At 70.6% G+C, this 19,724-nt stretch carries 15 protein-coding genes; 3 read left to right on the top strand and 12 right to left on the bottom strand.

Annotated features, from left to right (window positions below; genetic code table 11):
- Window position 1: 1 nt before the first annotated feature.
- The 3 genes from alaS to ACZ6B1_RS21770 are packed head-to-tail and all read right to left on the bottom strand — an operon-like array spanning window position 2 to window position 3,471.
- Window positions 2-2,674, bottom strand: coding sequence for an alanine--tRNA ligase (alaS, locus tag ACZ6B1_RS21780; RefSeq protein WP_468780697.1), 2,673 nt, complete (start codon window positions 2,672-2,674; stop codon window positions 2-4).
- Window positions 2,674-3,021 (bottom strand): hypothetical protein, encoded by a 348-nt coding sequence (locus tag ACZ6B1_RS21775; protein WP_468780695.1) that lies wholly within the window; start codon window positions 3,019-3,021, stop codon window positions 2,674-2,676. Before ACZ6B1_RS21775 ends, alaS begins: the two co-directional genes overlap by 1 nt.
- A 9-nt stretch (window positions 3,022-3,030) precedes the next feature.
- On the bottom strand, window positions 3,031-3,471 hold the full coding sequence (locus ACZ6B1_RS21770) for a DUF948 domain-containing protein (protein WP_390056887.1): 441 nt from the start codon (window positions 3,469-3,471) through the stop codon (window positions 3,031-3,033).
- Window positions 3,472-3,634: 163 nt separating this feature from the next.
- On the opposite strand from ACZ6B1_RS21770, the gene ACZ6B1_RS21765 reads away from it, so the two are divergent.
- Window positions 3,635-5,815 (top strand): ATP-binding protein, encoded by a 2,181-nt coding sequence (locus ACZ6B1_RS21765; RefSeq protein WP_468780693.1) that lies wholly within the window; start codon window positions 3,635-3,637, stop codon window positions 5,813-5,815.
- Window positions 5,816-5,821: 6 nt separating this feature from the next.
- Here ACZ6B1_RS21765 and rpsD read toward each other — a convergent pair whose 3' ends face one another.
- The 5 genes from rpsD to ACZ6B1_RS21740 form a co-directional block, all read right to left on the bottom strand.
- Complete coding sequence (gene rpsD, locus ACZ6B1_RS21760; protein ID WP_108957064.1) at window positions 5,822-6,436, bottom strand: 30S ribosomal protein S4; 615 nt, start codon at window positions 6,434-6,436, stop codon at window positions 5,822-5,824.
- Window positions 6,437-6,741: 305 nt separating this feature from the next.
- A complete protein-coding gene (locus tag ACZ6B1_RS21755) occupies window positions 6,742-8,097 on the bottom strand; it encodes a replication-associated recombination protein A (protein WP_468780691.1) in 1,356 nt (451 codons plus the stop codon).
- A 54-nt stretch (window positions 8,098-8,151) separates the two neighbouring features.
- Complete coding sequence (locus ACZ6B1_RS21750) at window positions 8,152-8,808, bottom strand: vitamin K epoxide reductase family protein (protein WP_468780689.1); 657 nt, start codon at window positions 8,806-8,808, stop codon at window positions 8,152-8,154.
- A gap of 207 nt (window positions 8,809-9,015) precedes the next feature.
- The gene (hisS, locus tag ACZ6B1_RS21745) at window positions 9,016-10,278 is read right to left on the bottom strand and encodes a histidine--tRNA ligase (protein ID WP_468780688.1); all 1,263 of its coding nucleotides are present in this window, start codon (window positions 10,276-10,278) and stop codon (window positions 9,016-9,018) included.
- A 12-nt stretch (window positions 10,279-10,290) separates the two neighbouring features.
- A complete protein-coding gene (locus ACZ6B1_RS21740; protein ID WP_468780686.1) occupies window positions 10,291-10,998 on the bottom strand; it encodes an MBL fold metallo-hydrolase in 708 nt (235 codons plus the stop codon).
- Window positions 10,999-11,178: 180 nt separating this feature from the next.
- Here ACZ6B1_RS21740 and ACZ6B1_RS21735 point away from each other — a divergent pair, with 180 nt between their 5' ends.
- Window positions 11,179-12,012 carry a peptidylprolyl isomerase gene (locus tag ACZ6B1_RS21735; RefSeq protein WP_468780684.1) on the top strand — a complete coding sequence of 278 codons (834 nt, stop codon included), beginning with the start codon at window positions 11,179-11,181 and terminating at the stop codon, window positions 12,010-12,012.
- Between the two features lie 153 nt (window positions 12,013-12,165).
- Complete coding sequence (locus tag ACZ6B1_RS21730) at window positions 12,166-13,395, top strand: DUF349 domain-containing protein (RefSeq protein ID WP_468780682.1); 1,230 nt, start codon at window positions 12,166-12,168, stop codon at window positions 13,393-13,395.
- Between the two features lie 62 nt (window positions 13,396-13,457).
- Here ACZ6B1_RS21730 and ACZ6B1_RS21725 read toward each other — a convergent pair whose 3' ends face one another.
- From ACZ6B1_RS21725 to secD, 4 genes are all read right to left on the bottom strand, one after another.
- A complete protein-coding gene (locus ACZ6B1_RS21725; protein WP_468780680.1) occupies window positions 13,458-15,971 on the bottom strand; it encodes a RelA/SpoT family protein in 2,514 nt (837 codons plus the stop codon).
- A 242-nt stretch (window positions 15,972-16,213) separates the two neighbouring features.
- Window positions 16,214-16,762: an adenine phosphoribosyltransferase gene (locus ACZ6B1_RS21720; protein WP_468780678.1), complete on the bottom strand. Its 549-nt coding sequence runs from the start codon at window positions 16,760-16,762 to the stop codon at window positions 16,214-16,216.
- The gene (gene secF / locus ACZ6B1_RS21715; RefSeq protein ID WP_468780676.1) at window positions 16,759-17,868 is read right to left on the bottom strand and encodes a protein translocase subunit SecF; all 1,110 of its coding nucleotides are present in this window, start codon (window positions 17,866-17,868) and stop codon (window positions 16,759-16,761) included. Before secF ends, ACZ6B1_RS21720 begins: the two co-directional genes overlap by 4 nt.
- A 3-nt stretch (window positions 17,869-17,871) precedes the next feature.
- Window positions 17,872-19,647: a protein translocase subunit SecD gene (secD, locus tag ACZ6B1_RS21710; RefSeq protein WP_468780674.1), complete on the bottom strand. Its 1,776-nt coding sequence runs from the start codon at window positions 19,645-19,647 to the stop codon at window positions 17,872-17,874.
- Between the last annotated feature and the right edge of the window lie 77 nt (window positions 19,648-19,724).

Below are 19,724 nucleotides of genomic sequence, written 5' to 3'. Positions count from 1 at the left end.
CCTACTTCGCGGTCTCGGCGACGAGCCGCTCGACGGCGTCGACGGCCTCGCCGATCGCGGCCGGGTTCTGGCCGCCGCCCTGGGCGACGTCCGGCTTGCCGCCACCGCCGCCGCCGAGCGTCTTGGCGGCGGTACGGACCAGGTCACCGGCCTTGAGACCGCGCTCGCGGGCGGCCTCGTTGGTGGCGATGACGGTCAGCGGCTTGCCGTTGCCGACGGTGAACAGGGCGACCACGGCGGGCCGGCCGCCCTGGATGCGGCCGCGCACGTCGAGGACCAGCTTGCGCAGGTCGTCGGAGCTCGTGCCGTCCGGGACCTGGCCGGTGACGAGCGCGACGCCCCGGACGTCCTTGGCGGACTCGGCGAGACCGGCGGCGGCCTGCAGCACCTTCTCGGCGCGGAACTTCTCGATCTCCTTCTCGGCGTCCTTCAGCTTGCCGAGCATGGCGGAGATCTTCTCCGGAAGCTCCTCCGGGCGGCCCTTGACCAGTTCCTGGAGCTGGGCGACGACCGTGTGCTCACGGGCGAGGAAGTTGTAGGCGTCGACGCCGACCAGGGCCTCGATACGCCGCACACCCGAGCCGATCGACGACTCGCCGAGCAGCTTGACCAGACCGAGCTGGGCGGTGTTGTGCACGTGCGTGCCGCCGCACAGCTCCTTGGAGAAGTCGCCGATGGTCACGACACGGACGCGCTCGCCGTACTTCTCGCCGAACTCGGCGATGGCGCCCTGCTTCTTGGCGTCGTCGATGCCCATGACCTCGGCGTGCACGTCGAGGTCGCGGGCGAGCACCTCGTTGATCTTCTGCTCGACGTCGGTCATGACGGCCGTGGGTACGGCGGCCGGGGAGCCGAAGTCGAAGCGGAAGCGGCCGGGCTGGTTCTCGGAACCGGCCTGGGCGGCCGTCGGGCCGAGGGCGTCGCGCAGCGCCTGGTGGGTCAGGTGCGTGGCCGAGTGGGCGCGGGCGATGGCCTTGCGGCGCCGCGAGTCGATCGAGGCGTGGGCCTTGGCACCGACGGTCACCTCGCCGACCTGGACGACGCCCTTGTGGACGTAGACGCCCGGGACCGGCTTCTGGCAGTCGCGGACCTCGATCACCGCACCGGAGTCGACCTTGATCCGGCCGGTGTCGCCGATCTGGCCGCCGCCCTCGGCGTAGAACGGTGTGCGGTCGAGGACGACCTCGACCTCGTCGCCCTCGGTGGCGGCCGGCGAGGAGACGCCGTCCACCAGGATGCCGACGATCGTGGTCTCGCCCTCGGTGTCGGTGTAGCCGATGAAGTCGGTGGCACCGGCGGAGTCGGCGATCTCACGGTAGGCGCCCATGTCGGCGTGGCCGGTCTTCTTGGCCTGGGCGTCGGCCTTGGCGCGCTCCCGCTGCTCCTTCATCAGGCGGCGGAAGCCGTCCTCGTCCACCGAGAGGCCCTGCTCGGCGGCCATCTCCAGGGTGAGGTCGATCGGGAAGCCCCAGGTGTCGTGGAGCAGGAACGCCTTGTCGCCGGAGAGGACGGTGCCGCCGGACTGCTTGGTCTCGGTGACGGCGGTGTCGAGGATGTTGGTGCCGGCCTTCAGCGTCTTCAGGAAGGCGTTCTCCTCGGCGAGGGCGACCTTCTCGATGCGCTCGCGGTCGGTGACCAGCTCCGGGTACTGCTGGCCCATCATGCCGATGACGACGTCGATCAGGTCCTTGACGACCGGGCCGGTGGCGCCGAGCAGGCGCATGTTGCGGATGGCGCGGCGCATGATGCGGCGCAGCACGTAGCCGCGGCCCTCGTTGCCCGGGGTGACGCCGTCGCCGATGAGCATGGTGGCGGTGCGCATGTGGTCGGTGACGACGCGCAGGGAGACGTCCGAGCCGTGGGCGTCGCCGTAGGCCACGCCGGTCAGCTCGGTGGCCTTGTCGATGACGGCCATGGAGGTGTCGATCTCGTACATGTTCTGCACGCCCTGCAGAATCATGGCGAGCCGCTCGAGGCCGAGGCCGGTGTCGATGTTCTTGCTCGGCAGTTCGCCGAGGATCTCGAAGTTGTCCTTGCCGGTGCCCTCGCCGCGCTCGTACTGCATGAAGACGAGGTTCCAGATCTCCACGTACCGCTCGTCGTTGACGGCGGGGCCGCCCTCGACGCCGAACTCGGGGCCGCGGTCGTAGTTGATCTCGGAGCAGGGGCCGCAGGGGCCGGGGACACCCATGGACCAGTAGTTGTCCTTCATGCCCAGGCGCTGGATGCGCTCCTTGGGCACACCGACGACCTCGTGCCAGATGCGCTCGGCCTCGTCGTCGTCCTTGTAGACGGTGATCCACAGGCGCTCGGGGTCGAGGCCGTAACCGCCCTTGTCCTGGGGCGAGGTGAGCAGCTCCCAGGCGTGCTTGATGGCACCTTCCTTGAAGTAGTCGCCGAAGGAGAAGTTGCCGCACATCTGGAAGAACGTGCCGTGCCGGGTGGTCTTGCCGACCTCTTCGATGTCGGGCGTGCGCACGCACTTCTGCACGCTGGTGGCGCGCGCGAAGGGGGGCTTGACCTCACCCAGGAAGTAGGGCTTGAAGGGCACCATGCCGGCGGGGACGAGGAGCAGAGTCGGGTCGTCCGCGATGAGCGACGCCGAAGGGACGACGGTGTGCCCGCGCTCCTCGAAGAAGCTCAGCCAGCGGCGGCGAATCTCGGCCGACTCCATCAGTGGTCCTCATTCCGGTTGTACGAGTACGTCGTGTTCTCGATGTACTTCGGGTTGCTGCGGTTGTTCTCCAGGGCGGTGTACCGCCCGGGCGCGGGGAGTTCGGGGTCGGCGTCGATGCCCAGCGCCTCCCCCAGTTCGGCCTCCCGCTGGGCCATGTTGTGGCGGACGTCGAGCGCGAAGCCGACCGCGCCGTCCTTCAGTCTCCGGCCGGTCTCCAGGGCCTTGTTGGCCGCGGTGGCGGCGAGGCTCTCCGGAGTCAGCTGCCTCAGCTTGCGGTTGACCTTGGTGGTGGCCCACACTCCGGCGGCGACGCCCGAGGTGAACCAGAACGTACGGCGGAACATCGCTGGGTCTCAGTCCTTCTTCCGCTTGCGTCGTGCGGCGGGAACCGTGCGGCCCACGATCACCGTACGCCGGGGCGGCTTCGCGGGCGCGTCCTCGCGGCGGCCGCCGAGGGCCCGGCGCACGCCGTAGCCGAAGGCCGCGACCTTGACCAGCGGGCCGCCGAAGGTGGAGGCGACGGTGGTGGAGAGCGCGGAGGCGTTCGACGTGACTTCCTGGACGTCGGAGGCGATCGCGTCGACCCGGTCGATCTGGGTCTGCGCGGAGCGCACGGCCGCGGAGGCGTCCGCGAGCAGCGGGACGGCCTGGTCGGTCACATCCGCCACGAGCTTGGTGGTCGCCTTGAGCGTCTGGGCCACCCTCACCAGTGCGACGGCGAGGAAGGAGACCAGGATCGCCCAGAAGACGGCCACCAGGATCCCGGCCACCTCTCCACCGGACACTGTGCGCACCCGCTCCCTGATACGTGCTCTGAACATCGGAACCATGAGAAAAGCAGTGCACCGAGCCTATCGCGCCGGTGGTGGGGCTCCGTACCGGATTACCGTCGGCGGCGGGCGGAGCCGCGGGAAGCGATTGTACGGAATGAACACGGTTCAGTACGCTCCGTGTCCCATGCGAGGTCCTCAGCGCCCCGGCCCCTGCGCGGACGGCGATCCGCCCCTTGAACTCACCGCCTTCGTCGGGCGCTCGGCCGAACTCGACGGGCTGGCCGAGGCGATGGCGTCGGCCCGGCTGGTGACGGTGACCGGCGCCGGCGGGGTGGGCAAGTCCCGGCTCGCGCTCCGGGCGGCGGCGCGGTCAGCGGCCGGGGACGGGGTGTCGCGGGTCGAGCTGGCGCCGGTTCAGGACCCGCTGTTCGTCGAGTACGCGGTGGCGGAGGCGCTGGGCCTGACCGACCACACCACCCGGCCGCTGCGCGAGTCGCTGCTCGGCCATCTCGCGGGCCGCCCCTTCCTGCTGGTGCTGGACGGGTTCGAGCATCTGGTGGAGGCCTGCGCCGAGCTGGTGGCGGGGCTGCTGCGCAGGCTTCCGGAGCTGCGGGTGCTGGCCGTGGGGCGGCGGCCGCTGGGACTGGCGGGCGAGCGGCTGTTCCCGCTGGCCCCGCTCGGCACGGACGAGGCGGTGGAGCTGTTCGCCGACCGGGCCCGGCAGCACGGTGTCGAGGTGGCGGACCGCCCCGCGGTGCGGGAGCTGTGCCTGCGCCTTGAGGGGATCCCGCTGGCGGTGGAACTGGCCGCGGGGCGGCTGCGGGCGCTGTCCCCGGCCCAGTTGCTCGAGCGTCTCGACGACCGGTTCCGGCTGCTGACCGGCGGCGGCCGGGACGCCCTGCCGCGGCACCGGACGCTGCGCACGGCGATCGGCTGGAGCCATGAGCTGTGCACTCCGGCCGAACGGCTGCTGTGGGCGCGGCTGTCGGTGTTCGCGGGGACCTTCGACCTGGACGCGGCGGAGTACGTGTGCAGCGGGGACGGGCTGCCCGCCGAGGACGTCCTGGACGTCCTGTCGGAACTGCTCGCCCAGTCGCTGGTGACCCGGGAGGAGACGGCGACGGGTCCCCGCTACCGGATGCTGGACACCGTACGGGCCTACGGCGCCGACTGGCTGGAGGCCACCGGGGACACGGCCCGGCTGCGGCGGCGGCACCGCGACTGGTGCCTGGGCCTGGCCACGATGTGCGAGCTGGACTGGTTCTCGCCGCGGCAGCGGGAGGTGGCCGCGCGGGTCGAGGCGGAGCTGCCGAATCTGCGCGGCGCCCTGGAGTTCTGCCTGACCGAGCCGGAGGAGGCGCATCTGGGCCAGTACCTGGCGGGCTCGCTGTGGTTCTGCTGGGCGGGCTGCGGGCGGCTGTCGGAGGGGCGGCGCTGGCTGGAGCGCAGCCTGGAACTGGAGTCGGGGTACGAGCGGTCGCGGCTGAAGGCGCTGTGGGTGCTCGGCTATGTGGCGATCCTGCAGGGCGACACCGTGCCGGCGCTGGCGGCGCTGCGCGAGTGCCGGGAGCAGGCGGAGCGGGCCGAGGACGGCACGGCGGTGGCGTACGCCGAGCACCGCACGGGCTGTCTGGCGCTGGTGACGGACGACATGGCGCGGGCGGAGCGGCTGCTGCGCTCGGCGCTCGGGCGGTACCAGGAGATCGGCGAGCTGAACAGCAACGTCCTGATGAGCCAGGTGGAGCTGGCGATGGCGCGGGCGTTCCAGGGGGATCTGGCGGACGCGGTCCGGCTGTGCGAGGACGTGCGCCGGGTGTGCGAGGACCACGGGGAGCACTGGGCCCGCTCGTACGCGCTGTACGTGCTGGCGTACGCGTCCTGGCGGGACGGGGACCAGCTACGTGCGCGGGAACTGCTCGTGGACTGTCTGGGCAACGCGCACGCCTTTGACGACCTGCTCGGCTCGGTGCTGTCGCTGGAGCTGCTGGCCCTGGTGACGGCGTCCCAGGGCGATCCGGCCGAGGCGGCGGTCCTGCAGGGTGCGGCGGGCCGGCTGTGGCCGTCGGTCGGGCTGCCGCTGTTCGGCTCGGTGCACTACAACGCCCCGCACGAGCTGTGCGAGTCGTCGGCCCGGCGGGCGCTCGGCGACGAGCGGTACGAAGAACTGGTGGGCGAGGGGGCCCGGCTGGACCGGGAGGCGGCCGTGGCCCGGGCGCTGGCCCACGACGGGGTCCGGCCGCCGCACGGGGTGCCCGGCCCGCGCGGACCGGTGCCGCCGCTACGCGGGGAGGCCGGGAAACGCGAACCCGCCGCCTCCCGCGCCCGGAAGGGCGGGGAGGCGGCGGGCGGAGTGCCTACGCCGTGACCGGGATCAGCGGGCGTAGTACTCGACGACGAGCTGCTCGTCGCAGATCACCGGGATCTCCTTGCGGTTCGGCTCGCGGTCCAGGCGGAACGCCAGGGCCTTGAGGTTCACCTGCAGGTAGCGCGGGGTCTCACCGTCGGGGGCGAAACCACCCTCACGGGCCACCTGGAAGAGCGTCTTGTCCTTGGAGCGGTCGCGGACCTGCACGACGTCGTCCGGACGGACACGGAAGGACGGCTTGTCGACCTTCTGGCCGTTGACCTGGATGTGGCCGTGGACGACCATCTGGCGGGCCTGGTAGATCGTGCGGGCGATGCCCGAACGCAGGACCAGCGCGTCGAGACGGCGCTCGAGCTCGATGATCAGGGCCTCACCGGTCTTGCCCTGGACCTTGGAGGCACGCTCGTAGGCGCGGACGAGCTGGCGCTCGGACACGTCGTACTGCGCGCGCAGACGCTGCTTCTCGAGCAGACGGACCTTGTAGTCCGAGTTCTGCTTGCGGCCGCGGCCGTGCTCACCCGGCGGGTAGGGGCGGGCCTCGAAGTACTTGACGGCCTTCGGGGTCAGCGCGATGCCGAGGGCACGCGACTTCTTGACCTTGGGGCGGGACTGGTTCGCCACTGTCTGTTTCTCTTTCCTGGATTTCGGCTTGTCAGGGTTGAGGGAGGTCGCATCCGCAGCCGGGGAAACCCGCCGGGTCCGCTAGGAACCTGCCGGGCAGCCGCTCCCCTGATCTGGGCACATACGTGCAGCACGCGAGTGGCCCACCGACCGCTCCCGGGACTCCGGGTGGTGGTGGGCTGCCCGCGACACCGTTCGACGGTGCGCGACGCTCCTGGAGCCGGTCCTCGGGGGACCGGTTCTCCGGCTGGCTGTCCCGCTCTGACTGCGCAGGACTCAGCACTTCGGGGCAGTCTACAGGCTGCTCAGGGCCGCTTGCGACCGAGGTGCTTGCGCGTCCACTCCACCGCGTCCGCGTACCGGGCCTCCGCGCCGTGCCGGGTCGGCGTGTAGTACTCGCGGTCCTTGAGGGCGTCGGGGGCGTACTGCTGCTGGGCGATCCCCTCGGGCAGGTCGTGCGGGTACACGTAGCCCTGGGCGTGGCCGAGCTTGGCGGCGCCCTTGTAGTGCCCGTCCCGCAGGTGCGGCGGGACGGAGCCGGCGTGCCCCTTGCGCACGTCCTCCAGCGCGGCGCCGATCGCGGTGGTGGCGGCGTTGGACTTGGGGGCGAGCGCGAGGGCGATGGTGGTGTGGCTGAGGGTGAGGGCGGCCTCCGGGAAGCCGATCATGGCGACGGCCTGGGCGGCGGCGACCGCGATGGGCAGGGCGTTCGGGTCGGCGAGGCCGATGTCCTCGCTCGCGGAGATCATCAGGCGGCGGGCGATGAACCTGGGGTCCTCGCCGGCCTCGATCATGCGGGCCAGGTAGTGCAGCGCGGCGTCGACGTCGGAGCCCCGGATGGACTTGATCAGGGCGCTGGCGACGTCGTAGTGCTGGTCGCCGTCGCGGTCGTACTTCACCGCGGCGCGGTCGACGGTCTCCTCCAGCGTCTGGAGGCTGATCTCGCTCTCGCCCTTGTCCAGGGCGGCTCCGGCGGCGGCCTCCAGCGCGGTCAGGGCGCGGCGGGCGTCGCCGCCGGCGATGCGCAGGAGGTGGTCCCCGGTGTCGTCGGGCAGGGCGACGGCGTTCCCCAGTCCGCGCTCGTCGGTGAGGGCCCGCTCCAGCAGCCCGCGGACGTCGTCGTCGGTGAGCGGTTCGAGGGTGAGCAGCAGGGAGCGGGACAGCAGCGGGGAGATCACCGAGAAGTAGGGGTTCTCGGTGGTCGCCGCGATCAGGGTCACCCAGCGGTTCTCGACCGCGGGGAGCAGGGAGTCCTGCTGGGCCTTGCTGAAGCGGTGGATCTCGTCGAGGAAGAGGACGGTCTCCTTGCCGAAGCCGCCGGTGGCGCGGCGGGCGCCGTCGATGACCGCGCGGACCTCCTTGACGCCCGCGGTGATGGCCGACAGCTCAACGAAGCGCTTGTTGGTGGCCTTGGACACGACGTACGCCAGGGTCGTCTTGCCCGTGCCGGGCGGGCCCCAGAGGATCACCGAGGACGGTCCGGCGGGTCCGCCCGCCCCCTCGCCCACCAGCCGGCGCAGGGGTGAGCCGGGCTTCAGCAGGTGCTGCTGCCCCACCACCTCGTCGAGGGTGCGCGGGCGCATCCGCACCGCCAGGGGGCTGGCGGCCGGGTCCTTCTCCTGGCGTTCTTCTGCTGCGGCGGTGAACAGGTCGGGCTCCACGCAGAAACCCTAGAACACCGCACCGACAGTCCGGCGCGGGCGGTCAGCCGGCGGTCAGCTCGTCCAGAAGTCCCACCACCGGGTGAGCACCAGCATGCCGATGACGCCGACGTGCATGACCGGTACGACCCAGGTGAACTCGTCGAAGAAGGACTTCAGCCAGCGCGGGGACGGCAGGAAGTCGTTGCGGATGTTGAACGAGGTCACGTACCAGAACATGACGATCGTGGCGACCCAGGCCAGTGAGCACCACAGGCAGAGCGCGTTGATCCGGTACAGGGACTGGAACTGCAGCCAGGTGCAGAAGGCGACACCGAAGAGCGTGCCGAAGTTGAAGGTCAGCCAGTACCAGCGCGGGAAGCGGGCGCGGGCCAGCAGGCTCACGCCGACGCAGATGACGATGCCGTAGCAGACCAGGCCGAGCATCGGGTTGGGGAAGCCGAAGGCGGCGGCCTGCTTGCTCTCCATGACGCTGCCGCAGGACACGACCGGGTTGAGGCTGCAGCCGGGGGTGAAGGTCTTGCCCGCGACCTTGGCCTCGAGGATCTTGAACTTGTCGAGCGTGATGACCCAGGCGGCCAGCAGCCCGGCCGCGCCGGTGATCACCAGCAGGATGGCGAAGGCACGGCTGCCGCCCGCCGTGCGCGGTGCGCCGGCGGCCTGCCCGGACCCGGGCTCGCTGGAGACGTCCTTGACTGTCGTCTTGCTCATCACGCCGATTCCGTCACTCGAGAGGTGGACCTTCTTCGGGCAAGCCTCATTCTGCCGCACGTGCGCGGGGGTTCACCGTTCGCTCCGCATAAGCATGTACGTATGACCGGGCCCGTGCGTTCGGCTCCGGACAACGGCCGCGCCGCCCACGGCAAGGGCGCCGGAGACCCCCGTCGGGGAGTCTCCGGCGCCCACGCGCGCGTGTGCTCAGCCGAGCCGTGACTCCAGTTCCGCCACGATCTCGTTCACGCCGACCGCCGTCTGCTCGCCGGACTCCATGTCCTTGAGTTGCACGACGCCCTCGGCGAGATCCCGTTCGCCGGCCACGATCGCGTACCGTGCGCCGCTGCGGTTGGCGTTCTTCATGGCGCCCTTCAGGCCCTTGCCGCCGTAGGCGAAGTCCGTCGCGATGCCGGTCCTGCGCAGTTCGGTGACCTTCGCGAACAGGATCCGGCGGGCCTCCTCGCCGAGCGGGACGGCGTAGACGCTGGTCGTGGCCGGCAGGTCGAGCGTGATGCCCTCGGCCTCCAGGGCGAGGACCGTGCGGTCGACGCCCAGGGCCCAGCCCACCGACGGCAGCGCGGGGCCGCCGATCATCTCGGACAGGCCGTCGTAGCGGCCGCCGCCGCCGACCGCGGACTGGGAGCCGAGGCCGTCGTGCACGAACTCGAACGTGGTCCGGGTGTAGTAGTCCAGGCCGCGGACCAGCTTCGGGTCGTTCTCGAAGGCCACGCCCGCCGCCGTGAGCAGTTCGCGCACCTCCTCGTGGTACGTCTTGCAGGCGTCGCACAGGTAGTCGCGCAGCAGCGGCGCCCCCGTCAGCTGCTTCTGCACCGACTCGCGCTTGTCGTCGAGGACCCGCAGCGGGTTGATCTCGACGCGGCGGCGGGTGTCCTCGTCCAGGTCCAGGGCGCGCAGGAACTCCTGCAGCGCGGCCCGGTACACCGGCCGGCACTCCTTGTCGCCCAGGCTGTTCAGCAGGATGCGGAAGTCGCGCAGGCCGAGCGAGCGGTAGGCCTGGTCGGCCAGGATGATCAGCTCGGCGTCCAGCGCCGGGTCCTCGGCGCCGATCGCCTCGGCGCCCACCTGGGAGAAGTGCCGGTAGCGGCCCTTCTGCGGCCGCTCGTAGCGGTAGTACGAGCCCGAGTACCAGAGCTTGACCGGGAGGTTGCCCGCCTTGTGCAGGTTGGCCTCCAGGGCGGCGCGCAGCACGGACGCCGTGCCCTCGGGGCGCAGGGCGAGCTTGTCGCCGCCCTTGGTCTCGAAGGCGTACATCTCCTTGGTGACGATGTCGGTGGACTCGCCGACACCGCGCGCGAACAGCTCGACGTTCTCGAAGCCGGGGGTCTCCACGTAGCCGTAGCCGGAGTCGCGCAGCGGGGCCGCGATCGCCTCACGGACCGCCAGATAGGTGGCGGAGTCCGGCGGGATCAAGTCGTAGGTGCCCTTGGGGGCCTGGAAGGTGCTCACGGAAGTCTCTCGTCACATTCCTCGTCGGGGAGCCTGGAGGGCTCCCTGGCCGGCCGCCACCTGCCGCAGATAGGGGTTGGTGGCGCGCTCCTGGCCGATGGTCGTCTGGGGGCCGTGGCCGGACAGCACCACGGTGGAGTCCTCGAGCGGCAGGCACACACGGGCCAGCGAGTCGAGCATGTCCTCCATGGAGCCACCCGGCAGATCGGTGCGTCCGACGGAGCCGGCGAACAGCAGATCCCCGGAGAAGAAGACCGGCGGGATGTCCGCGGTCTCGGGCATCTGGAAGGTCACCGACCCCTTGGTATGGCCCGGTGCGTGCGCGACGGAGAACGTGAGACCGGCCAGCTCCAGCCGAGCGCCGTCGGTCAGCTCCCGGACGTCGTCCGGCTCGCCCACGGTCAGCTCGCCCATGAGCGGCATGCCGAAGGAGCGGCCGAGCGCCTTCTCGGGGTCGCGCAGCATGTACCGGTCGCTCGGGTGGATCCAGGCCGGTACGTCGTGCGCGCCGCACACGGGGACGACCGAGGCCACGTGATCGATGTGGCCGTGGGTGAGGACGACGGCGACGGGCTTGAGCCGATGCTTCTTCAGTGCTTCCTCGACTCCGTCGGCGGCCTGGTGGCCCGGGTCGATGATCACGCACTCCTCACCGGCGGCGGGGGCGACGAGATAACAGTTCGTCCCCCAGGCCCCGGCGGGGAACCCGGCAATGAGCACGATCGTCCTTCGTTGTGTCGATACGGGAGGGCCTGCGAGCAGGCCGCCTGTGGTCCAGAAGCCTACCGGCGCTGCCGTTTCCTCAGCTAACCCATATACGGTACGGGGCTACACGCGGCTGTCGGCTCACAGGACGCACGCGTACCGTCGGCAACACGACACGCATGAGGAGAGAACCCGGTGGTCAGCCAGGAGCAGCGGCGGCGTCAGCTCGCCCGGGAGAAGTTCTTGCGGCAGCAGCAGCGGCGCACCAGCGCGCGGCGCAAGGCACGCATGCGCAACTCCGTCATCGCTTCGGTGCTCGGCGTCGTCGTGATCGGCAGCGTCGCGCTGTACACGACCGGCGTGCTGAAGAACGACGACGACAAGAAGACCAGCGCCGGTGCGGACGTGTCGCCGAGCGCCTCGCCGACCAGCAAGGCGCCGGACCCGTGCGGGAAGCCGGCGGCCGGCTCGGTGAAGAAGCTGAGCTGGAAGAAGGAGCCGGCGGTGACGATCGACACGTCGGCGAAGTACACGATGAAGCTCGCGACGACGTGCGGTGACATCGACATGTCGCTGAAGGCGTCGGCGGCCCCGCACACGGTGAACTCGTTCGACTTCCTCGCGGGCAAGGGCTTCTTCGACCACACCAAATGCCACCGGCTCACCGCCGAGGGCATCTTCGTGCTGCAGTGCGGCGACCCGTCGGCCACCGGCAGCGGCGGGCCCGGCTACACGATCCCGGACGAGAACCTCAAGGACGAGAGCCTCAAGGGCAACTCCTACCCGGCCGGCACGGTCGCGATGGCGAACACCGGACAGAAGCACACCGGGGGCAGCCAGTTCTTCCTGGTCTACAAGGACAGCCCGCTGCCGCCCAGTTACACGCCGTTCGGGACGGTCACCGAGTCGGGCATGAAGGTGCTCAAGAAGATCGCCGCGGCCGGTGCCCAGGCGGCCGATCCGACCACGGGGAACACCGCGCCTAACGCGACGGTCGTGATCGACAAGGCGACGGTCACGAAGTCCTGACCCGGCGGGAGCCCGGGACGGCGGCCAGCGCAATTTCGCCCGCGCTGGATGCGGACAGGCCACCCGCCGGTCGCCTATGTTGGCCGTGACGAAACTGTGGACGATGCCCGGGGGCGCTGAGGCCCCCCGCAGGCATCATGTGGAGGAGGCGCTGTGAGCAGCGACCCGTGGGGCCGCGTCGACGAGACGGGGACCGTGTACGTGCGTACGGCCGACGGCGAGCAGGTCGTCGGTTCCTGGGCGGCCGGCTCCCCTGAGGAGGCGCTTGCCTACTTCGAGCGCAAGTACGAGGGCCTGGTTGTCGAGATCGGCCTCCTCGAGAAGCGAGTCAAGACCACCGACTTGTCGTCGAAGGACGCCCGCACCGCGATCGACCACCTGCGCGAGCAGGTGGACGCGCACCACGCGGTGGGCGACCTCGACGCGCTGCGGACCCGCCTCGACAAGCTCGTGGAGACGGTCGAGGCCCGGCGTGAGGAGCGCAAGGCGCAGCGGGCGAAGCAGTCCGACGAGGCCCGCAAGGCCAAGGAGGACCTGGTCACCGAGGCGGAGCAGCTCGCGCAGTCCGATCAGTGGCGGGCGGCCGGTGAGCGGCTGCGCGCCCTGGTGGACACATGGAAGGGCCTGCCGCGGCTCGACCGCAAGTCGGACGACGAGCTGTGGCACCGCTTCTCGCACGCCCGGTCGGCGTTCTCCAAGCGACGCAAGGCCCACTTCGCGCAGCTCGACGCGCAGCGCGAGGAGGCCCGCCGGACCAAGGAGCGGCTGGTCTCCGAGGCCGAGGCACTGTCCGGTTCGACGGACTGGGGCGTGACGGCGGCCCGTTACCGCGATCTGATGACGGAGTGGAAGGCCGCGGGCCGCGCCCAGCGCGAGCACGAGGACGATCTGTGGAACCGCTTCCGCGGCGCCCAGGACGTGTTCTTCGCGGCCCGCGGCTCGGTCTTCGCCGAGCGGGACGCGGAGCAGGCCGAGAACCTGAAGCTGAAGGAGGAGCTGGCCGAGGAGGCCGAGAAGCTCCTGCCGATCTCGGACCTCAAGGCCTCGCGGGCGGCGTTCCGCTCGATCAACGAGCGCTGGGAGGCCATCGGCCACGTCCCGCGGGACGCGCGTCCGAAGGTCGAGGGCCGGATGCACGCGGTCGAGCGGGCGCTGCAGGAGGCCGAGGAGGCCGAGTGGCGCCGGACGAACCCGGAGGCACGCGCGCGTGCCGCGGGTCTGACCGGTCAGCTCCAGGCCGCCGTGGACAAGCTGCGGGCGCAGATCGAGCAGGCCCGCGCCCAGGGCAACGGCGCCAAGGCCGACAAGCTGGAGCGGGAGCTGGAAGGCCGCCAGGCGCTTCTGGACCAGGCTCTGAAGGGCCTGCAGGAGTTCGGCGGCTGAGTTCCCCACCGCGCGTACGAGAGGGCCCCATACGGCTGTATGGGGCCCTCTCGTATGTCCTGCTACGCCCGGCTGCGCGCCGAGGTCACGCGGTAGACGTCGTAGACGCCCTCCACGCCCCGTACGGCCTTGAGGACGTGACCGAGGTGCTTGGGGTCGCCCATCTCGAAGGTGAAGCGGGAGGTGGCCACCCGGTCGCGGGACGTCTGCACGGCGGCGGACAGGATGTTGACATGCTGGTCGGACAGTACCCGGGTGACGTCCGACAGCAGCCGGGAGCGGTCCAGCGCCTCGACCTGGATGGCGACCAGGAAGACCGATGACTGTGTGGGCGCCCACTCGACGTCGAGGATGCGCTCCGGCTCGCGGGACAGTGAATCGACGTTCACGCAGTCGCTGCGGTGAACGGATACACCGCTGCCGCGCGTGACGAAGCCGATGATCGGGTCGCCGGGTACCGGCGTGCAGCAGCGGGCCAGCTTGACCCACACGTCGTCGACGCCCTTGACGACGACACCCGGGTCGGCGCTGGAGCGCCGCTTGCGGCCGCGACCGCGGGCCGGCGGGACCGTCTCGTCGATCTCCTCGGTGGCGGCTTCCTCGCCGCCGAGGGCCTGCACCAGCTTCTGGACGATGTTCTGCGCGGAGACATGGCCCTCGCCGATCGCCGCGTAGAGCGCGGAGATGTCCGAGTAGCGCATCTCGTGCGCGAGCGTGACGAGCGAGTCGCCGGTGAGGATGCGCTGGATGGGCAGGTTCTGCTTGCGCATGGCCCGCACGATGGCGTCCTTGCCCTGCTCGATCGCCTCGTCGCGGCGCTCCTTGGAGAACCAGGCCCGGATCTTGTTGCGGGCGCGCGGCGACTTGACGAACCCGAGCCAGTCGCGGGACGGGCCGGCACCGGCCGCCTTGGAGGTGAAGACCTCCACCAGGTCGCCGTTGTCCAGGGTGGACTCGAGCGGTACGAGCCTGCCGTTGACCCGTGCTCCTATGGTGCGGTGGCCGACCTCGGTGTGGACGGCGTACGCGAAGTCCACCGGTGTCGCACCGGCCGGGAGCGCGATGACGTCGCCCTTCGGCGTGAAGACGAAGACCTCGTTGCGGGAGAGGTCGAAGCGCAGGGACTCCAGGAACTCGCCGGGGTCCTCGGTCTCCTTCTGCCAGTCCAGCAACTGCCGCAGCCACGCCATGTCGTTGATGGCGTCCTTGTCCTTGCCGGAGGCCTTGGGCACGTCCGTGCGGACCTTGGAGGCGCCGGCGACGGCCTCCTGCTTGTACTTCCAGTGCGCGGCGATGCCGTACTCGGCGCGCCGGTGCATGTCGAAGGTGCGGATCTGCAGCTCGACCGGCTTGCCGTTGGGCCCGATGACCGTCGTGTGCAGCGACTGGTACATGTTGAACTTCGGCATCGCGATGTAGTCCTTGAACCGGCCGGGCACCGGGTTCCATCGCGCGTGCACGGTGCCCAGGGCCGCGTAGCAGTCCCGGACCGTGTCGACGAGTACACGGATCCCCACCAGGTCGTAGATCTCCGCGAAGTCGCGGCCGCGGACGATCATCTTCTGGTAGACGCTGTAGTAGTGCTTGGGGCGGCCGGTGACGGTCGCCTTGATGCGGGCGGCGCGCAGATCGGACTGGACCTCGTCGGTCACTATGGCGAGGTACTCGTCGCGCTTGGGCGCGCGCTCGGCGACCAGCCGCACGATCTCGTCGTACATCTTGGGGTAGAGGATCGCGAAGGCGAGGTCCTCCAGCTCCCACTTGATGGTGTTCATGCCCAGCCGGTGCGCCAGCGGGGCGTAGATCTCCAGCGTCTCGCGCGCCTTCTTCTCCTGCTTCTCGCGCTTGAGGTAGCGCATGGTGCGCATGTTGTGCAGGCGGTCGGCGAGCTTGATGACCAGGACGCGCGGGTCCTTCGCCATCGCCACGACCATCTTGCGCACGGTCTCGGCCTGCGCGGCCTCGCCGAACTTGACCTTGTCCAGCTTGGTCACGCCGTCGACGAGCAGGGCGACCACGTCGCCGAAGTCGCGGCGCAGGTCCTCCAGGCCGTACTCGGTGTCCTCGACGGTGTCGTGCAGCAGCCCGGCCATGAGGGTGGCCGGGTCCATGCCCAGCTCGGCGAGGATGGTGGTGACGGCGAGCGGATGCGTGATGTACGGATCGCCGCTCTTGCGCTTCTGCCCCCGGTGCCAGCGCTCGGCGACCTGGTATGCGCGCTCGATCTGGCGCAGCGTGGCGTTCTCGATCTTGGGGTCGTTGCTGCGCACTATCCGCAGGAGCGGCTCCAGGACCGGGTTGTACGGGTTCGCGCGCTGGACGCCGAGGCGGGCGAGGCGAGCCCGGACGCGGTTGGAGGAGCCGGTGCGTGCGGGCTGGCCGGCGGCGGGGCGCACGGGCGGGGCCGGTTTGGGGCGGGTGACCTCGGGCGTCTTCTCGACGGGCGCGGACTGGGCGTGCTCGACCGCCCCGCGGGTGTCGTTCTTGGCGGACGACACGTTCCGCGCGGGCTTGGCCGCGGGCGCCGAGGCGGGCTCGGGCTTGGCGGCGGTCAGTGGCTGGGCCTCGTCTGGCAAGAGGACTCCTCGTGCGCGATCCGGGTCCCCCGGTCAGGCTCCGGAAACCCCATGGTAGCGATCCTGTGCCTTGTCATCGCCCGCAGGCGGTTGTCAGGACCGTCTACCCGTGAAACGCGAGGGACTCCCCCAAGATTCCGCGGTGGTGACGTGGAGCGGGATCCGGGGCGTGCGGCGGGTGACCGCACGGCGAACGGCCGCCCCCGGGGGTACCGAGGACGGCCGTGGCCTGCAGAGAGGTGTCAGATCCGCAGCAGAGCGCTCAGCGGTGCCCCGCCGAGCGCCGGCTCCAGGCGGTCCCGGCCGCTCAGGAAGCCCAGCTCCATGAGGACCGCGAGCCCCGAGACCTCGGCGCCCGCCCGCTGGATGAGCTGGATCGCGGCCTCGGCGGTGCCGCCGGTGGCCAGCACGTCGTCGACGATCAGTACACGGTCGCCGGACACCAGGTCCTCCGCGTGCACCTCGATCTCCGCCGAGCCGTACTCCAGGTCGTACGCCTGGCGCAGCGTCGCGCCCGGCAGCTTGCCCGCCTTGCGGACCGGGATGAAGCCGAGGCCCGCACGGACCGCGACCGGCGCGCCCAGGATGAAGCCACGGGCCTCCAGGCCGACGACCTTGGTCGCGCCGGTCTCGGCGGCGATCCGGGCCAGGGCGTCGGTCAGCGCGGAGAACGCCGCCGGGTCCGCGAGCAGCGGGGTGATGTCCTTGAACACCACGCCCGGCTCGGGGTAGTCGGCCACGTCCCGGATGCGGCTGAGCAGCAGCGACGTGATGTCGGCGAGCTCGGTCATCGGCGCTTCCCGGAGGGTCGGCCGCGGCCCCGGTTGCGGGAGGCGGGCTGGTTGCGGGGACCCACCACGGCGTGTGCCGTCTCCTCGTGCTCGTCGCCCTCGCCGGGCCGGGCCGCCACGGCGTCCTCGCCGGCGGCGGCCTGCGCGCGCTTGGCCATAACGCGCTTGCGGAGCGCCCTCATCGCCGGCTCGCGCTCCTTGAGGTCGGCGACGAGCGGGGTGGCGATGAAGATCGAGGAGTAGGCGCCGGCCGCGAGACCGACGAACAGCGACAGCGAGATGTCGTTCAGGGTGCCGGCCCCGAGGAAGCCGCCGCCGATGAACAGCAGACCCGCCACCGGGAGCAGGGCGACCACGGTGGTGTTGATGGAGCGCACCAGCGTGCCGTTGATCGACTGGTTGGCGATGTCGCTGTAGGTGAAGCGGGTCTGCTTCGTGATGTCCTTCGTCTGCTCCTTGAGGCTGTCGAAGACGACGACCGTGTCGTAGAGCGAGTAACCGAGGATCGTCAGCAGACCGATGACCGTGCCGGGCGTGACCTCGAAGCCGACCAGGGCGTAGATGCCGGTCGTGATGGTGATGTCGTGGATCAGCGCGATGAGGGCCGCGACGGCCATGCGCCACTCGAAGGCGATCGCCAGGTAGATGACGACGAGCACCATGAAGATCGCCAGGCCCTGCCAGGCCTTGCTGGCGATCTGCTCGCCCCAGCTCGGGCCGACCAGGTCGGCGTTGAGCTTCTCCGGGTCGAGGTTGAGGTCCTTGGCCAGCGTCTGCCTGATCTGGCCGGACTTGTCGGTGTCGATGCCGGCGATCTGGATGCGCAGGCTGCCGTTGCCGAGCTTCTGCACGACGGCCTCGTGGCCGGAGGCCTTCGTCGCGAACTCCTCGGCCTGCGCCACCGACGTGCTCATCTTCGTCGGCGTCGTGAAGACCGCGCCGCCCTGGAACTCGATGCCCATGTTCAGGCCGCGCACCGCCAGGCCGACGATGGCCGTGATGGTGATCAGGATGGAGACGCCGTACCAGATCTTGCGCTTGCCGATGAAGTCGTAGCTGATCTCGCCGCGGTGCAGTCGAGCGCCGAGGTTGCCGAGTTTCGACATCGCTCACGCCTCCTTCGGGTCGACAGGGCCGGCGGCGGGACCGGCGGGACGGCGGGTGCGGCGCAGCGGCGGCTTGGCACCCAGGCTCTTCGGGTCGAGGCCGGACCACTTGTGACCGTCCGCGAAGAACTTGCGGCGGGCGAGCAGGGTCATCAGCGGCTTCGTGAACACGAAGACGACGACCACGTCGAGCACGGTGGTCAGGCCGAGCGTGAACGCGAAGCCCTGCACCTTGCCGACGGTCACGATGAACAGCACGGCGGCGGCGAGGAACGACACGAAGTCGGAGACCAGGATGGTGCGCCGGGCGCGCGGCCAGGCACGCTCGACGGCGGGTCGCAGCGAGCGGCCCTCGCGGATCTCGTCCCGGATGCGTTCGAAGTACACGATGAACGAGTCCGCTGTGATGCCGATGGCGACGATGGCACCGCAGACGGCCGGCAGGTTCAGCGCGAAGCCGATGGCCGGGCCGAGCAGGGCCATGATCACGTAGGTGAGGATGGCGGAGACCAGCAGGGATGCCATGGCCACGAGCGACAGACCGCGGTAGTAGGCGATCAGGTAGATCACGACCAGGGCGAGGCCGATCGCGCCGGCGATCAGACCGGCGCGCAGCTGCTCACCGCCGAGCGCGGCGGTGACCGTGGTGACGGTGTCCTCGCTGAACGAGAGCGGGAGCGCGCCGTAGGACAGCATGTTGGCGAGGCTCTGCGCCTCGTCCTGCGTGAAGCTGCCGGAGATCTCCGCCTGGCCGCCGGTGATGGCGTTCTGGACGTACGGGCTGGAGACGACCTCGCCGTCGAGGACGATGCCGAACTCGTTCTGCGGGCTCTGGTTCTTGGCCAGTTCGCCGGTGATGTTCGCGAACTTGCTCGAACCGGTCTTGGTGAAGGTCATCTGGACCTGCCAGCCGGAGCCGCCCTGGGTGTCGAAGATCGCCTGGGCCTTCTTCACCTCGGTGCCGTCCACGGCGGCCGGGCCGAGCAGGTACTTGTACCAGGTCTTGTCCCGCTGGCCGCAGGCCACGGTGGGCTCACCGGGCTTGGCGTCGGTGCCGGCCTTGGCACGCTCGGCGGGCTTGGCGCAGTTCAGGGCCGTGTACTGGGCCTGCAGCCTGGCGGTGTCGGTGTTGCCCGAGGCCGAGGCGGACGGGCTGGCGGAGGTCTTGGCGCCGGACGAGGCGCTCGGGGAGGACGAGCCGGACGGCGAGGCGTCGGCCTTCAGCGCGTCGGTGACAGCGCGGCCCTGCGAGGTGGCGGAGGCCGTCGGGGAGGCGGAGGAGGACGAGGACGCCTTCTCCTTGCTGGAGCCCGACGGGCTCGGCGAGGCACCTCCGCTGGAGGAAGCGCTCGGCGAGGGGCTCGCCGGGGTGGCGCCGCTGGGCTCGCTGGCGAGCACCGGGCGGAAGTACAGCTTGGCGGTGGTGCCGACCTGCTGCTGGGCCTCCTTGGAGTTGGTGCCCTTGGGGATGTTCACGATGATGTGATCGCGCCCCTGGGTCTGCACCTCCGCCTCGGAGACGCCCAGGCCGTTGACACGGCGGTTCATGATGTCGACCGCGGTGTCCATGTTGGCCTGGTTGATCGCGGACCCCTGGTCGGCCTTCGCCTTGAGCGTGATGCTCGTACCACCGGCGAGGTCGATGCCGAGGCGCGGTGTCGTGTGCCCGGAGAGGAACATTCCTCCGGTGAGCGCCACGATGGCGATCAAAATGAGGGCCAGCGAGCGCCCTGGCTTGCTCTGGGCGCTCGCGCTCCGGCCCCTCTTAGGTGCTGCCACCTTCTCGTACTCCCTCTCGGGCCGCCCCGCGCCAGGTCGGCGCGGTCAGCCATGACATGGTGTCGGGCTCCGTGCGG

It is taken from the genome of Streptomyces sp. NPDC041129, assembly GCF_055592265.1.
The sequence above is the reverse complement of the archived record's forward strand: the minus strand, read 5'-3'. Positions and strand labels throughout refer to the sequence as shown.

What these genes read in the sequence shown, in the direction of transcription:
- alaS (WP_468780697.1), bottom strand. Translation starts at nt 2,674, where the DNA reads ATGGAGTCGGCCGAGATTCGCCGCCGCTGGCTGAGCTTCTTCGAGGAG.
- ACZ6B1_RS21765 (WP_468780693.1), top strand. Translation starts at nt 3,635, where the DNA reads ATGCGAGGTCCTCAGCGCCCCGGCCCCTGCGCGGACGGCGATCCGCCC.
- ACZ6B1_RS21750 (WP_468780689.1), bottom strand. Translation starts at nt 8,808, where the DNA reads ATGAGCAAGACGACAGTCAAGGACGTCTCCAGCGAGCCCGGGTCCGGG.
- ACZ6B1_RS21775 (WP_468780695.1), bottom strand. Translation starts at nt 3,021, where the DNA reads ATGTTCCGCCGTACGTTCTGGTTCACCTCGGGCGTCGCCGCCGGAGTG.
- secF (WP_468780676.1), bottom strand. Translation starts at nt 17,868, where the DNA reads ATGTCGAAACTCGGCAACCTCGGCGCTCGACTGCACCGCGGCGAGATC.
- ACZ6B1_RS21720 (WP_468780678.1), bottom strand. Translation starts at nt 16,762, where the DNA reads ATGACCGAGCTCGCCGACATCACGTCGCTGCTGCTCAGCCGCATCCGG.